The sequence below is a fragment of the Pseudomonas sp. CCNWLW23 genome (assembly GCF_037095675.1).
Taxonomy (GTDB): Bacteria; Pseudomonadota; Gammaproteobacteria; order Pseudomonadales; family Pseudomonadaceae; genus Aquipseudomonas; species Aquipseudomonas atacamensis.
On the sequence record NZ_JBAWKM010000002.1, the window covers coordinates 363001 to 376273 of the forward strand.

A 13273-nucleotide genomic window follows, 5' to 3' on the forward strand; every position below is an offset into this window, starting at 1 on the left:
CCCCTTCGATGCCGCGATCACTGTTCAGCAACGCCGTGCACGGCCTGGAGAATCACCGCCGCGACTTGCGCCGGCTGCGACTGCTGCGGGACATGGCTGGACTTCACCTCGGCGAGGGTCGCACCGATGCGCTTGGCGGCAGACCGCTGGACGTCGGGATGAATCATCCGGTCTTCGGTAGCGAGCAGGTACCAGGACGGCTTGGTTTTCCAGGACGAAACGGTGGTTTTATCTTCGAAAGCCGAGGCCTTGATCGGTCCTTGCGTGGCAGTCATGACGGCAGTTTGCGCGGCCGGCAGATCCTGAGCGAAGTCCTTGGCCATGCCTTCGGGGGTCAGATAGAGGAAGCCGTTACCGTCAGCCTTGATCTGACTGATGCCCGGCGGCGTCGGCGCACCTTTGCCCTGTTCGCCACTGGTTTGCCCGGCCTCTGGCGCGAAGGCGGCGACATACACCAGCGCGCTGACTTTCTGGTCGTTGCCGGCTTCGGTGATCACCGTGCCGCCCCACGAGTGACCGACCAGCACCACCTTGCCCTGCTGGTTGTTCAGCGCGCGGCGCGTGGCGGCAACGTCGTCGGCCAGCGAGGTGAGCGGGTTTTGCACAACAGTCACGGCCACGCCTTTGGCTTGCAGCAGTGGCACGACTTTGGCCCAGTCGGAACCGTCGGCGAAGGCGCCGTGTACGATCACCACCGAAGGCGTTGTATCCTGCGCGTGGCTGGCGCCAGCCATGAAGGTACTGGCCAGGGCAAAGGCGACGGTGGCGAATTTCGATTTGATTGTTTTCATTGGATGAGCTCCTGTTCGGGAGTTCAGATTCTGCTGACTGGCCTGCGTTGTGGGCATCGGTCAATTATCCGACCCCGGGGCATTTTTCATGGATAGTGGCTTGCAACTGGACATCTCACTGGACGGCGCATTGGCAACCATCGCCCAGGTCGGTGACCTCAGCATGGGGCAACCGCTCGGTCACTCCCGGCGCGTTGCCGCTTTGGCGCGGATGCTCGCGCAGGCATGCCACGGCGACGGTGAGCATCTGCAGGTTGCAGAGCAGATTGCCTTGCTGCGCTGGTCTGGGTGCACGGCCAACGCCGAAGGCTTTGCCGACCTGCTGGGCGACGACGTCGATGGTCGCCGCGCAATGCTCGATCTGACCCTGGGCAATGAACAGATGAACGCGGTGCATCAGGCAACCCCGCTGGCCGTGGTGCACTGTGAAGTGTCCGGTGCAATCGCCAAAACCCTCCAGCTCGGAACCGCCGTCGAAGCGGGCCTGTGTCGGGTGTTCGAAACCTACGACGGCACTGGCCGACCGCTGGGCGTAAGCCATGAACAAATCCCTGAAGTCGCCTATCAGGTGGTCATGGCCGGTGATCTGGACATTCTCACCCGCGCCCATGGCCTGGACGCGGCGCTGCGCTGGATCAGCGAGCAGTCGGATCGGCGCTATCCCGCATCGCTGGTGTCGTTGCTGGTGGCCAATGCCAAGACCTGGCTGGCGGATCTGGAAACGCTTTGCACAAAAGTTGAACCCGTGCCTGAGCAGCGTCGTGTCTCGCTGACTTTGGTCGGAGACGTCATTGACTTGAAGCTGCCATGGCTGGCCGGGCATTCGCGTCAGGTCGCGCATGTTGCCATGGAAGCGGCACGCCTGTGGGGGCTGAGTGAGCCGACGCTGACAGACATTGGCAAGTCCGCGCTGATTTACGGCCTCGGCCGCGCAGCCGTTTCCAATCACCTATGGAATAGCCCAGGGCCGCTGCCCTACGGTGCGGCAGAGCGAGTGCGCCTGGTGCCTTACTGGACGCAACAGGCGCTCAGGCCGGTAATGGAACTGGCCGCGCCCGCCGAGATAGCCACCCACGCGTATGAACGGCTCGATGGCAGCGGCTATTTTCGCGGCGTGGCGGGTGATGCACTGAATGCCGAACATCGGCTGTTCGCCACCTCGGTCGCCTGGGTGGCGTTGAGGCAGGCCCGGCCCTGGCGATCAGCCCACGACGAAGCCGCAGCGGGCAAGCTACTCAAAGAGGATGCTGGCCGTGGCCTGTTCGATAACGATGTCTGCGAAGCGGTCATTGCTGCCGCCAGTGGCGAGCGCCGCCTGCGGCAACCCAAGCCTTCGCTGCTGACAGCCCGTGAGTGCCGCATTCTTCTGGAGATCAGCCGTGGCGCCAGCAACAAACAAGTCGCGCAACTGTTGGCTATCAGTCCGAGCACGGTACGCACGCACATGGAAAGCATCTTTCGCAAATTGCAATGTTCGACCCGGGCAGCCGCCACCCTGAAGGGGCTGACACTGGGCTTGATCGCCTGAGCCCTGCGCCGGGTCAAGCCTGATCAGCCTGCCTGGCGCGAGCAAGTTCGATGAATGCCCTGGCGGCCGCAGAGGGATTGCGGCGGTTCGGGTAGTACAGGCACAACCTGTCTCGGGGCGGCGTCCAGTCCTCGAGTACCTGCACGAACTCGCCGGTGCGGATTTCGTCACGAACGTCCTGCTCCATGAAAAAGCCCAGCCCCATGCCCGCCTGCACCGCGACCTTGACCACGCTCGATTCATCCAGCGTAAGCGGACCATTCACATCCAGACGAATGACTTCGCCGTCGCGCTCGAAATACCAAGGGAAAATCGCCCCGTTCGGTAGTCGCACACGGATACATCGATGCCCGAGCAGCTCGGACGGCTTGCGCGGTTTGCCCTGTTGTTCAAAGTACGCTGGCGAACCGACCACTGCGTACCGCTGCGGCGGCCCTACGGGGACCACAATCACGTCGTTGGGCACCAGGCCTGCCGAGCGCACGCCGAAATCGAAGCCGTCAGCCACGATATCCACCAGCCGGCCTTCGGTTACAAGGTCAATATGGACTTTCGGATGCTGCTGCAAAAACTCGATCACCAGTGGCAGCAACGCTGAACGCGCAGCACTGGCGAAGGCGTTGATGCGCAACGTGCCCGAGGGCCCGGCGTTCTGCGAGCGCACTGCGTCAAGTGCCGCACGCAAATCCTGCAAGGCTGGCCCCACCTGTTCGAGAAACACTCTCCCCGCTTCGGTGATGGCGACGCTGCGGGTGGTGCGGTTGAACAGGCGCGATTCGAGGCGCGCTTCCAGTTGCGCAATGGTGTTGCTCAGCGCGGTGGTGGAGACGTCGAGATCAATGGCGGCCTGGCGAAACGACCCCCTTCGCGCCACGGCTATGACGGCGTCCAGTTCATTGAGGGCCAAGCGATCCTGAACCATGGATTGTCCTGATTTCCGGGATAGGTCATTAAGTTTTGTCCCAGTTGAACAAACTATGTGCGGCCCAGCAAGATGACTCCAGTTAATCAATCAGGAGTCAGCCAATGAACCTTCAACTTCCCGCCGTCGTGCAGACGTATGCCACGGTCATCGACGAGAAAGAAATCTACGATGCGACCCATCAATTCCGAGCGCTGGAGATTTCGCCATGCTGAATTCAGGATTGACTGGCAAGCGGGTCCTCGTCACTGGCGGCACCAAGGGAATCGGCAAAGCAGTGGTCGAGTGGTTCCTCGCCGAGGAGGCAAAGGTCATCACTTCGGCTCGGCAAGTGGACGTCGAAATGCCGGGCGCACTGCTGGTTGCGGCTGATCTTTCGACCCGGGAAGGTTGTGACGCACTCATCGCAGCGGTCCAACAGCAACTGGGCGGCGTCGACATAGTGATCCATGTTCTGGGTGGCTCGTCGGCCCCCGGTGGTGGTTTTGCAGCGCTGGACGAGGAGCTATGGCAACGCGAGCTCAATCTGAATTTGCTGCCAGCGGTGCGCCTCGATCGCGCCCTGCTCCCGGGCATGCTTGAGCGTCGGGATGGCGTGGTGATCCATGTCACCTCCATCCAGAGTCGATTGCCGCTGCCGGAATCCACCACAGCGTACGCGGCGGCCAAGGCTGCGCTGTCGACCTACAGCAAGAGCCTGTCGAAAGAGGTGTCGCCCAAAGGGGTCCGTGTGGTTCGGGTTTCCCCGGGCTGGGTCGAAACCGAAGCATCGGTCGCATTCGCCGAGCGACTCGCGCAGGAGGCTGGCACTGACTATCAGGGTGGCAAGGACATCATCATGCAAGCCTTGGGCGGTATTCCGCTCGGCCGCCCATCGACGCCAGCTGAAGTGGCTGAGCTGATCGGGTTTATGGCGTCGCCGCGAGCGGCTTCGATCACAGGAAGTGAATTTGTGATCGACGGCGGGACCATCCCGACAATCTAGCCGCCAGTCTGCGGGTCAAGGACGACTCGCTGAATCCGACCGGCACGCTTACATCCGATGCTGCTCCAGCAAAAAATCCACGAACAAGCGCACCCGCGCCGGCATCGCCGCGCCGCCCACGAACACCGCATGAATCGGCTCCTCATCGCCCGGGTTAAACGTCTGCAGCAGCGGGATCAGCGTGCCGCGCTGCAAGTCTTCCCTGACGGTGAACTCGCCAATGCGCGCTACGCCTGCGCCGAGTCTGGCGAACTGGGCCAGTGCTTCGCCGCTGCTGCATTCGATGTTGCCGCTGACTTTCAGTGAGAACTCCTTGCCGTCGCGGATGAACGGCCAGTTGGCTTCGGCGCGGCGGAAGTTGAAGCGCAGGCAGTTGTGCTTGAGCAGGTCTTCCGGTTCGAGAGGTGTGCCGTGGCGTTTCAGGTAATCGGACGATGCGACCACGACCTGGCCGGTGTGGCCGAGGCGGCGTGCGGTCAAAGGGCTGTCGGGCAGATGGCCGAAGCGGATGGCGACGTCCGCCTGGCCGGCGAGGATGTCGACTACTTCGTCGCCGAGGCTGAGGTCGACGACGATGTTCGGGTAACGGGCGGTGAAAGCTGCGACCAGCGGCACAATGGTCAGCCGTCCATGGCCAAGGGCGGCACTGACACGCAAGCGGCCCTTGGGTACGCCTTGGTCGGTAATGGCCCCTTCCACTTCGTCCATGTCGGCGAGAATTCGCCGGGCACCGCGCAGGAAGGCCTCGCCCTCGACGGTAAACGTCAGCGCGCGGGTCGTGCGCAGCAACAGACGAGTGCCGAGTCGCTGTTCGGCGCGGGCGATGATCCGACTGACCGCCGAAGGCGTCAGCCCCAACGCACGCGCAGCTGCTGAAAGGCTGCCCTCCTGCGCCACGGTGACGAACACGCTCATTTCCCCTGATCTGCCGTTAAAGTCCATTCGTGCCTCTTACGCAAAGGTGATTACCGAAATCGCCATCTACCGCCGGAAAACGATGGATCGTAGCATTGGCGGCATAGATGAGGAGACTTTCCATGCGTATCAATCCACCACTTGTTGCACTCGCTGTCGGCGCCTTTGGCATCGGCGTCACCGAGTTTGCGCCGATGGGCATGTTGCCCGGCATCGCTGCCGATCTTGGCGTTTCCATTCCCGCTGCGGGGTTGCTGGTCAGTGCCTACGCCTTGGGCGTGCTGCTCGGCGCACCACTGATGACCCTGACCACTGGCAAGATCCCGCGGCGCTATCTGCTGATCGGGCTGATGGCGATTTTCACCCTGGGTAATCTGATGTCGGCGCTGGCCACCGATTACTCCAGCCTGATGGTCGCCCGGGTGATCACCTCGCTCAATCACGGCGCATTCTTTGGGGTCGGTTCTGTGGTCGCCGCCAGTGTGGTCGCGCCGGAAAAACGTGCCGGCGCCGTGGCGGCGATGTTCATGGGCCTGACGTTGGCGACTATCGGCGGTGTGCCGCTGGCAGCCTGGTTTGGTGAACTGTTTGGCTGGCGCACGGCGTTCTGGGGCATTACCGGTCTCGGCGTGCTGACCATGATCGCCTTGTGGTTCGCCCTGCCCAATCTGAAAGCAGAGCAAGGCGCGGGTGCGCTGGCGGAAATTCGTGTGCTAGGCCGAGGTCCGGTGCTGGCCGCGCTGGCCCTGACCGTGGTCGGCTCGAGTGCGATGTTCACCGTGTTCACTTACATCGCGCCGATCCTCAGCAGCGAGACCCACGCCTCCGCCGCGTTCATCACCGCCATGCTGGTGTTGTTCGGAATCGGTTTGACGCTGGGCAACATGTGGGGTGGCAAGGCTGCCGACCGTTCGATCGACCGCACCCTGATCGTGTCGCTGAGCGCATTGATTGTGGTGTTGTTGGCGTTCACGGTGCTGATGCGCTGGCCGCTGCCGGCCGCCGTGGCCATTCTGATCTGGGGTATCGCCAGCTTCGCTCTGGTGCCGCCGCTGCAGATGCGCGTGATGGAAGCCGCCAAGGACGCGCCGAATCTGGCTTCGGCGGTGAACATCGGTGCGTTCAATTTCGGCAACGCGATCGGCGCGGCGCTGGGTGGCGCGGTGATCAATGCCGGGCTGGGTTATCCGGCGATTTCCCTGGCCGGCGCGGCGATGGCTGGTCTGGGGTTGCTGATGGTGCTGACGTTCGCCTGGCGCTCCAGAGCCAGTGCCGCTGCGCTGGCGTAAGTCTTCGCAGCGCTACGCCCCGCCCTGCTGATACTCGCGGGGCGTGCAGCCGAACTCGCGACGGAACACCGTGTGCAGATACTGCGCAGACTTGAAGCCGCAGGCCTGGGCAATGTCGGCAATCGCAGCATCGGTGTTCTTCAAACCGCTGGTAGCCGCCGCCAGTTTGAAACGCAGAATCTCGTCATGCACGCTGCAACCGCGCTCGGCGCGGAAATGCGCTTCCAGCGATGAGCGCGACACCCCGACATAGGCCGCCACTTGCGCGGTCTTGATGCCCTGACAGGCATATTGGCGGATGAACAGCAGCGCTTGCATGACGTAGGGATTGCCCAGTGGTTGGTGCAGGCTCGACACCTGCACGTTGACCGCGTCCGGCGGAATCAGAATCTGCGTACCGGTGGACGGCATGCCGTGGAGCATCTGGTGCAGCAATTGCGCGGCGGTGCGGCCCATGGTTTCGGTGCCCTGAATCACCGAACTCAGCGGTACGCGAGTCAGGCTGCGGGTCAGCGGGTCGTTGTCGATGCCGATCAGCGCGACCTGCTCCGGCACGGCAATGCCGGCGGTCAGGCAGGCTTGCAGCAACTGCCGGGCGCGGGCGTCGCTGACGGCGATGATGCCGATCGGTTTCGGCAGGCTGTGCAGCCAGGCGATCAGCTGTTCGACGGCGCTGTCCCACAGCGGCGCGCTGGTGCCCATGCCGCGATAGATCTCGGCGTGGAGGCCGTCGCGTTGCATCAGTTTGCGAAAGGCTTTTTCCCGCTCCTGCGCCCAGCGATTGGCCTGCGCCTCGGGCAGGCTGAAACAGGCAAAGCGCTGCAATCCCGCCTCGACCAGATGCGAGTAAGCCAGAGTGATCAATGCGTTGTTGTCAGTGGCAACGTAGGGAATCGCTTTTGGATAAGCGCGTGCATCCTCGTAGGAACCGCCCACCGCTACCACCGGCAAATGAATGTCGGCCAGCGCCTCGCCAATCAGCGGATCGTCGAAATCGGCAATGATCCCGTCACCCTGCCAGCGCTCGATGCCTTTCAAGCGGCAGAGAAAGTCCTCTTCCAGAAACAGGTCCCAGGAAGCGCGGGTGCTGCTCAGGTAGTTGCCGATGCCGCTGATGATTCCACGGTCGTAGATCTTGCTGCCGTTGAACAACAGGGCGATGCGGTGCACGGGCGGTAGGCTTTTCATTGTTTTTAGGCTGTTCCGGGTCGCTTCGTCGCGGCGACGATGGACACAGACTAGGCCTGCGCGCGCTGAAGCTCAATACGCAAAATCGCACTCGCAGTTGAGGCTTTTCATAATCAGCGGGCACGGGGCCGTTGCTAGTATCGAGACACCGCCAAGAACAACAAGGACAAGGTCCATGCAGTATTTCCCCAATATCGAGCCGGTTCGCTACGAAGGCCCGAACAGTGATTCGCCCCTCGCATTCCGTCACTACGACGCCGACAAACTGATCCTCGGCAAACCCATGCGCGAACACCTGCGCATGGCCGCCTGCTACTGGCACACTTTCGTCTGGCCGGGCTCTGATGTGTTCGGCGCCGGAACCTTCAAACGCCCGTGGCAACGCAGTGGCGAACCGATGGAACTGGCTATCGGCAAGGCTCAAGCCGCATTCGAGTTCTTCAGCAAACTGGGCATCGATTACTACTGCTTTCACGACACGGACGTCGCCCCCGAAGGCAACTCGCTGAAGGAGTACCGCGAACACTTCGCGCAAATGATCGACCGCCTCGAACAGCATCAGGAACAAAGCGGCATCAAGCTGCTCTGGGGCACCGCCAACTGCTTCAGCAATCCGCGTTTCGCCGCCGGTGCCGCGAGCAATCCCGATCCGGAAGTGTTCGCCTGCGCCGCCGCGCAAGTGTTCAGCGCGATGAACGCCACCCATCGCCTCAAGGGCTCCAACTACGTGCTGTGGGGCGGTCGCGAAGGCTACGAAACCCTGCTCAATACCGACCTGAAACGTGAGCGCGAACAACTCGGGCGCTTCATGCGCATGGTGGTCGAGCACAAGCACAAGATCGGTTTCACCGGCGACCTGCTGATCGAGCCCAAGCCGCAGGAGCCGACCAAGCACCAATACGATTACGACAGCGCCACGGTGTTCGGCTTCCTCCAGCAGTACGGCCTGGAGAAGGAAATCAAGGTCAACATCGAGGCGAACCACGCGACCCTGGCCGGCCACAGCTTTCATCACGAAATCGCCACCGCCGCCTCGCTGGGAATTTTCGGCAGCATCGACGCCAACCGTGGCGATCCGCAGAACGGCTGGGACACCGACCAGTTCCCCAACAGCGTCGAAGAAATGACCCTGGCGACCTATGAAATCCTCAAGGCCGGCGGTTTCAAGAATGGCGGTTTCAATTTCGACTCCAAGGTGCGCCGGCAGAGCCTCGACGAGATCGACCTTTTCCACGGTCACGTTGGCGCCATGGACGTTCTGGCCTTGTCGCTGGAACGTGCCGCCGCGATGGTCGAGAACGATCAACTGCAAACCCTCAAGGATCAACGCTACGCCGGCTGGCGTCAGCCGTTCGGGCAAGCGGTGATGGCGGGCGACTTCAATCTCGAGTCGCTGGCCGAGCACGCGTTCAGCAACGAGCTGAACCCGCAAGCCGTCAGCGGCCGCCAGGAAATGCTCGAAAACATCGTCAACCGTTACCTGTATCGCTGATCGCCGAGACCCTCTGCCGACGCAACGACGCTGTGACAATTGCACGACAATTCTGTGCCTGCTGCGTCGGCAGATTCTCTACAGTTCTACCAGCCCGATTCATCGTCAGGCCGTGTCTTTCCAACAAAAATAAAAGGACGCACCACCATGAAGAACTTGAAACGTACGCTGTTGGCCAGTGCCCTGGCGTTGTTGGCCCTGCCGGTAATGGCCGACGCTACCCACCCGAAAATCGGTTTCTCCATCGACGATTTGCGTCTGGAACGCTGGTCGCGCGATCGCGATTACTTCGTCGCGGCGGCAGAAAAAATGGACGCCAAAGTCTTCGTGCAATCGGCGGACGCCAACGAGCAGAAGCAGATTTCGCAGATCGAAAACCTCATCTCTCGCGGCGTCGATGTGATCGTCATCGTGCCATTCAACGCGACAGTGCTGACCAACGCCGTGGCCGAGGCGAAGAAAGCCGGGATCAAAGTGGTGTCTTACGACCGGCTGATTCTCAACGCCGATGTCGACGCCTATATCTCCTTCGATAACGAAAAGGTCGGCGAAATGCAGGCCGGCGGCGTGCTGAAAGCGGCGCCCAAGGGCAATTACTTCTTGCTGGGCGGCGCGCCCACCGACAACAACGCCAAGATCCTCCGTGAAGGCCAGATGAAGGTGCTGCAACCGGCCATCGACAAGGGCGATATCAAGATCGTCGGCCAGCAGTGGGTCAAGGAATGGAACCCGACCGAAGCGCTGAGCATCGTCGAAAACGCCCTGACCCGTAACAACAACAAAATCGACGGCATCGTCGCCTCCAACGACGCTACCGCTGGCGGCGCCATCCAGGCACTGGCCGCGCAGCAACTGGCCGGCAAGGTGCCGATTTCCGGTCAGGACGCCGACCTCGCAGCCGTCAAACGCGTGATCGCCGGCACGCAAACCATGACCGTGTACAAACCACTGAAACTCATCGCGTCCGAAGCGGCCAAGCTCTCGGTGCAACTGGCGCGCAACGAAAAACCGGCCTACACCTCGCAGTACGACAACGGCAGCAAAAAGGTCGACACCATCCTGCTCACGCCAACGCCGTTGACCAAGGACAACATCGACTTGCTCGAACAGGACGGCTTCTACACCAAGGCGCAGATTGCCGGGCAGTGATCCGGTCGTAAATCTTGATCAGACCTGTGGGAGCGAGCCTGCTCGCGAAAGCGGAGTGTCAGTCAGTAAAGCTCTGGCTGAAAAGGCCCCTTCGCGAGCAGGCTCGCTCCCACACAGGTTCAGTGGTGTTTGAGTCCCTGGTATACGAGCCTTTTCCATGTCCGACTATCTGCTGCAAATGAACGGCATCGTCAAAACCTTCGGCGGTGTCAAAGCGCTGAACGGCATCGACATCAAGGTCCGGCCCGGCGAATGCGTGGGCCTGTGCGGCGAGAATGGCGCCGGCAAGTCGACGCTGATGAAGATCCTTTCGGCGGTCTATCCCCATGGCACCTGGGACGGTGAAATCCTCTGGGACGGGCAACCGCTTCGGGCGCAATCGATCAGCGAAACCGAGGCCGCCGGCATCGTCATCATCCATCAGGAACTGACCCTGGTGCCGGACTTGTCAGTGGCGGAAAACATCTTCATGGGCCATGAGCTGACGCTGCCCGGCGGGCGCATGAACTACCCGGCGATGATCCACCGTGCCGAAGCCTTGATGCGTGAATTGAAAGTGCCGGACATGAACGTTTCGCTGCCGGTTTCGCAGTACGGCGGCGGCTATCAGCAACTGGTGGAAATCGCCAAGGCCCTGAATAAACAGGCGCGTCTGCTGATCCTCGACGAACCTTCCTCGGCCCTGAGCCGCTCGGAAATCGAAGTGCTGCTGGACATCATCCGCGACCTCAAGGCCAAGGGCGTCGCCTGCGTCTACATCTCGCACAAGCTCGATGAAGTCGCCGCCGTGTGCGACACCATTTCGGTGATCCGCGACGGCAAACACATCGCTACCACCGCCATGGCCGACATGGACATTCCACAGATCATCACGCAGATGGTCGGGCGCGGAATGAGCAACCTCTACCCCAGCGAGCCGCATGAGATTGGCGAGGTGATTTTCGAGGCGCGCCACATCACTTGCTACGACGTCGACAACCCCAAGCGCAAACGGGTCGACGACATTTCCTTCAGCCTCAAGCGCGGCGAGATTCTCGGCATTGCCGGGCTGGTCGGGGCCGGCCGCACCGAGCTGGTCACCGCTCTGTTCGGCGCTTACCCCGGCCGCCACGAGGGCGAAGTCTGGCTGGACGGCGAGCCAATCGACACGCGCACGCCGCTGAAAGCGATTCGCGCCGGCCTGTGCCTGGTGCCTGAAGATCGCAAGCGGCAGGGCATCATTCCTGACCTCGGCGTCGGCCAGAACATCACCCTCGCCGTGCTCGAGAGTTATTCGAAAATGACCCGCATCGATGCCGAAGCCGAGCTGGGCTGCATCGACCGGGAAATCTCCCGTCTGCATCTGAAGACCGCAAGTCCATCCCTGCCGATCACCAGCCTGTCAGGCGGTAACCAGCAGAAAGCCGTGCTGGCGAAAATGCTGCTGGCCAAACCGCGCGTACTGATTCTCGACGAGCCGACCCGAGGCGTGGATGTCGGCGCCAAGTACGAGATCTACAAGTTGATGGGCGCGCTGGCCGCCGAAGGCGTGTCGATCATCATGGTTTCATCGGAACTGGCCGAAGTGCTCGGCGTGTCCGACCGCGTGCTGGTGATCGGCGAAGGCCAGTTGCGTGGCGACTTCGTCAACCATGAACTGACCCAGGAACAGGTACTCGCCGCCGCCCTCAGCCAGCCCGGCAGCCATAACAATAATGATCGGAAAACCGCGTAAATGAATCAGGTCAAACAACTGTTCACCCGCTACAAGATGCTCGCGCTGGTATTCGCCGTGGTGCTGATCTGGCTGTTCTTCAGCTGGCAGACCGAGGGCGGCTTCCTCACCCCGCGCAACCTTTCCAACCTGCTGCGGCAGATGTCGATCACCGGAATTCTCGCCTGCGGCATGGTGCTGGTGATTATCAGCGGCGAGATCGATTTGTCGGTGGGCTCATTGCTCGGCCTGCTCGGAGGCCTCGCGGCGATACTCGACGTGGTCTATCACATTCCGTTGCTGGCGAATCTGAGTCTGGTCGCCCTGTGCGGCCTGATGATCGGCCTCGCCAACGGCTACATGGCGGCGTACTTGCGCATACCGTCCTTTATCGTCGGCCTGGGCGGCATGCTCGCATTTCGCGGGATTTTGCTGGGGATCACCGGCGGCACCACCATCGCCCCGGTATCGCCGGAGCTGGTCTACGTCGGCCAGGGTTATCTGCCCCACGCGATAGGCACCGGCCTGGGTGTGCTGCTGTTTGTGCTGACGGTGTTCCTGACCTGGAAACAACGACGCAATCGCGCCCTGCATGGCCTGGCGGCGCATTCGCTGGTGCGTGATGTTGTGCGCGTGCTGGTGATCGGCGCGGTGCTGGCCGGTTTTGTTCAGACCCTCAATAGCTATGACGGCATTCCCGTGCCGGTGCTGCTGTTGCTGATTCTGCTCGGCGTGTTCAGCTACGTCACCAGCCAGACCGTGTTCGGCCGCCGGGTCTATTCGGTCGGCAGCAACATGGAAGCCACGCGCCTGTCAGGCATCAATGTGCAGGCGGTCAAGCTGTGGATTTTCGGCATCATGGGCGTGATGTGCGCCCTCGCCGGCGTGGTCAACACCGCACGCCTCGCCGCCGGCTCACCGTCCGCCGGCAGCATGGGCGAACTCGATGCCATCGCCGCCTGCTTCATCGGCGGCACCTCCATGCGCGGCGGCTCCGGCACCGTCTACGGCGCCCTCCTCGGTGCACTGGTGATCACCAGCCTGGACAACGGCATGTCGATGCTCGACGTCGACAGTTACTGGCAGATGATCGTCAAGGGCAGCATTCTGGTGTTGGCGGTCTGGGTGGATGTGAGTACGCGCACGGCGCGGCGTTGATCGCCGCGAGCCTGGAGCTATCTGCTTCAAAAGGGAGCAAGAACGCAAGCCGCTGCTACGCTACGTAACACAATATTATGGAATACCAGATACCACAAAACATTGCTTTGAACGCTTGGTCCGCTCTGGCTCAATGGCTTCGAAGGCCTTGCACAGCTTGGCC

Annotated in this window: 11 protein-coding genes; 7 read left to right on the plus strand and 4 right to left on the minus strand. The window is 61.8% G+C overall.

All coding sequences use genetic code 11. From position 1 onward, the window contains the following. Window positions 1-17: 17 nt before the first annotated feature. Window positions 18-791: an alpha/beta fold hydrolase gene (locus V8J63_RS04800; RefSeq protein ID WP_130927612.1), complete on the minus strand. Its 774-nt coding sequence runs from the start codon at window positions 789-791 to the stop codon at window positions 18-20. A gap of 88 nt (window positions 792-879) precedes the next feature. Between V8J63_RS04800 and V8J63_RS04805 the strand changes: the two genes are divergently transcribed. Next, window positions 880-2319, plus strand: coding sequence for an HD domain-containing phosphohydrolase (locus V8J63_RS04805; protein ID WP_336463675.1), 1440 nt, complete (start codon window positions 880-882; stop codon window positions 2317-2319). Between the two features lie 13 nt (window positions 2320-2332). On the opposite strand, the gene V8J63_RS04810 is transcribed toward V8J63_RS04805, so the two are convergent. After that, the gene (locus V8J63_RS04810; protein ID WP_336463676.1) at window positions 2333-3241 is read right to left on the minus strand and encodes a LysR family transcriptional regulator; all 909 of its coding nucleotides are present in this window, start codon (window positions 3239-3241) and stop codon (window positions 2333-2335) included. Window positions 3242-3449: 208 nt separating this feature from the next. Between V8J63_RS04810 and V8J63_RS04815 the strand changes: the two genes are divergently transcribed. Beyond that, window positions 3450-4226, plus strand: a complete 777-nt coding sequence (locus V8J63_RS04815) for an SDR family oxidoreductase (RefSeq protein ID WP_258606091.1) — start codon at window positions 3450-3452, stop codon at window positions 4224-4226. A gap of 48 nt (window positions 4227-4274) precedes the next feature. On the opposite strand, the gene V8J63_RS04820 is transcribed toward V8J63_RS04815, so the two are convergent. After that, entirely contained in the window at window positions 4275-5168 is an 894-nt protein-coding gene (locus tag V8J63_RS04820) for a LysR family transcriptional regulator (RefSeq protein WP_336463677.1), read from the minus strand. 95 nt (window positions 5169-5263) lie between these two features. Between V8J63_RS04820 and V8J63_RS04825 the strand changes: the two genes are divergently transcribed. Continuing rightward, window positions 5264-6430 carry an MFS transporter gene (locus V8J63_RS04825; protein ID WP_041480537.1) on the plus strand — a complete coding sequence of 389 codons (1167 nt, stop codon included), beginning with the start codon at window positions 5264-5266 and terminating at the stop codon, window positions 6428-6430. 12 nt (window positions 6431-6442) lie between these two features. Here V8J63_RS04825 and V8J63_RS04830 read toward each other — a convergent pair whose 3' ends face one another. Further along, entirely contained in the window at window positions 6443-7618 is a 1176-nt protein-coding gene (locus tag V8J63_RS04830) for a XylR family transcriptional regulator (RefSeq protein ID WP_016774329.1), read from the minus strand. 175 nt (window positions 7619-7793) lie between these two features. Between V8J63_RS04830 and xylA the strand changes: the two genes are divergently transcribed. The 4 genes from xylA (at window position 7794) to V8J63_RS04850 (ending at window position 13110) form a co-directional block, all read left to right on the plus strand. After that, the gene (xylA, locus tag V8J63_RS04835) at window positions 7794-9110 is read left to right on the plus strand and encodes a xylose isomerase (RefSeq protein WP_130927617.1); all 1317 of its coding nucleotides are present in this window, start codon (window positions 7794-7796) and stop codon (window positions 9108-9110) included. Window positions 9111-9257: 147 nt separating this feature from the next. Then, window positions 9258-10259, plus strand: coding sequence for a D-xylose ABC transporter substrate-binding protein (gene xylF / locus V8J63_RS04840; protein WP_016774327.1), 1002 nt, complete (start codon window positions 9258-9260; stop codon window positions 10257-10259). A 157-nt stretch (window positions 10260-10416) separates the two neighbouring features. Then, the gene (gene xylG, locus V8J63_RS04845) at window positions 10417-11973 is read left to right on the plus strand and encodes a D-xylose ABC transporter ATP-binding protein (protein ID WP_336463678.1); all 1557 of its coding nucleotides are present in this window, start codon (window positions 10417-10419) and stop codon (window positions 11971-11973) included. Beyond that, complete coding sequence (locus tag V8J63_RS04850) at window positions 11974-13110, plus strand: sugar ABC transporter permease (protein WP_016774325.1); 1137 nt, start codon at window positions 11974-11976, stop codon at window positions 13108-13110. The last annotated feature ends 163 nt before the right edge of the window (window positions 13111-13273 follow it).

What these genes read in the sequence shown, in the direction of transcription:
- V8J63_RS04800 (WP_130927612.1), bottom strand. Translation starts at nt 791, where the DNA reads ATGAAAACAATCAAATCGAAATTCGCCACCGTCGCCTTTGCCCTGGCC.
- V8J63_RS04805 (WP_336463675.1), top strand. Translation starts at nt 880, where the DNA reads ATGGATAGTGGCTTGCAACTGGACATCTCACTGGACGGCGCATTGGCA.
- V8J63_RS04810 (WP_336463676.1), bottom strand. Translation starts at nt 3,241, where the DNA reads ATGGTTCAGGATCGCTTGGCCCTCAATGAACTGGACGCCGTCATAGCC.
- V8J63_RS04815 (WP_258606091.1), top strand. Translation starts at nt 3,450, where the DNA reads ATGCTGAATTCAGGATTGACTGGCAAGCGGGTCCTCGTCACTGGCGGC.
- V8J63_RS04820 (WP_336463677.1), bottom strand. Translation starts at nt 5,168, where the DNA reads ATGGACTTTAACGGCAGATCAGGGGAAATGAGCGTGTTCGTCACCGTG.
- V8J63_RS04825 (WP_041480537.1), top strand. Translation starts at nt 5,264, where the DNA reads ATGCGTATCAATCCACCACTTGTTGCACTCGCTGTCGGCGCCTTTGGC.
- V8J63_RS04830 (WP_016774329.1), bottom strand. Translation starts at nt 7,618, where the DNA reads ATGAAAAGCCTACCGCCCGTGCACCGCATCGCCCTGTTGTTCAACGGC.
- xylA (WP_130927617.1), top strand. Translation starts at nt 7,794, where the DNA reads ATGCAGTATTTCCCCAATATCGAGCCGGTTCGCTACGAAGGCCCGAAC.
- xylF (WP_016774327.1), top strand. Translation starts at nt 9,258, where the DNA reads ATGAAGAACTTGAAACGTACGCTGTTGGCCAGTGCCCTGGCGTTGTTG.
- xylG (WP_336463678.1), top strand. Translation starts at nt 10,417, where the DNA reads ATGTCCGACTATCTGCTGCAAATGAACGGCATCGTCAAAACCTTCGGC.
- V8J63_RS04850 (WP_016774325.1), top strand. Translation starts at nt 11,974, where the DNA reads ATGAATCAGGTCAAACAACTGTTCACCCGCTACAAGATGCTCGCGCTG.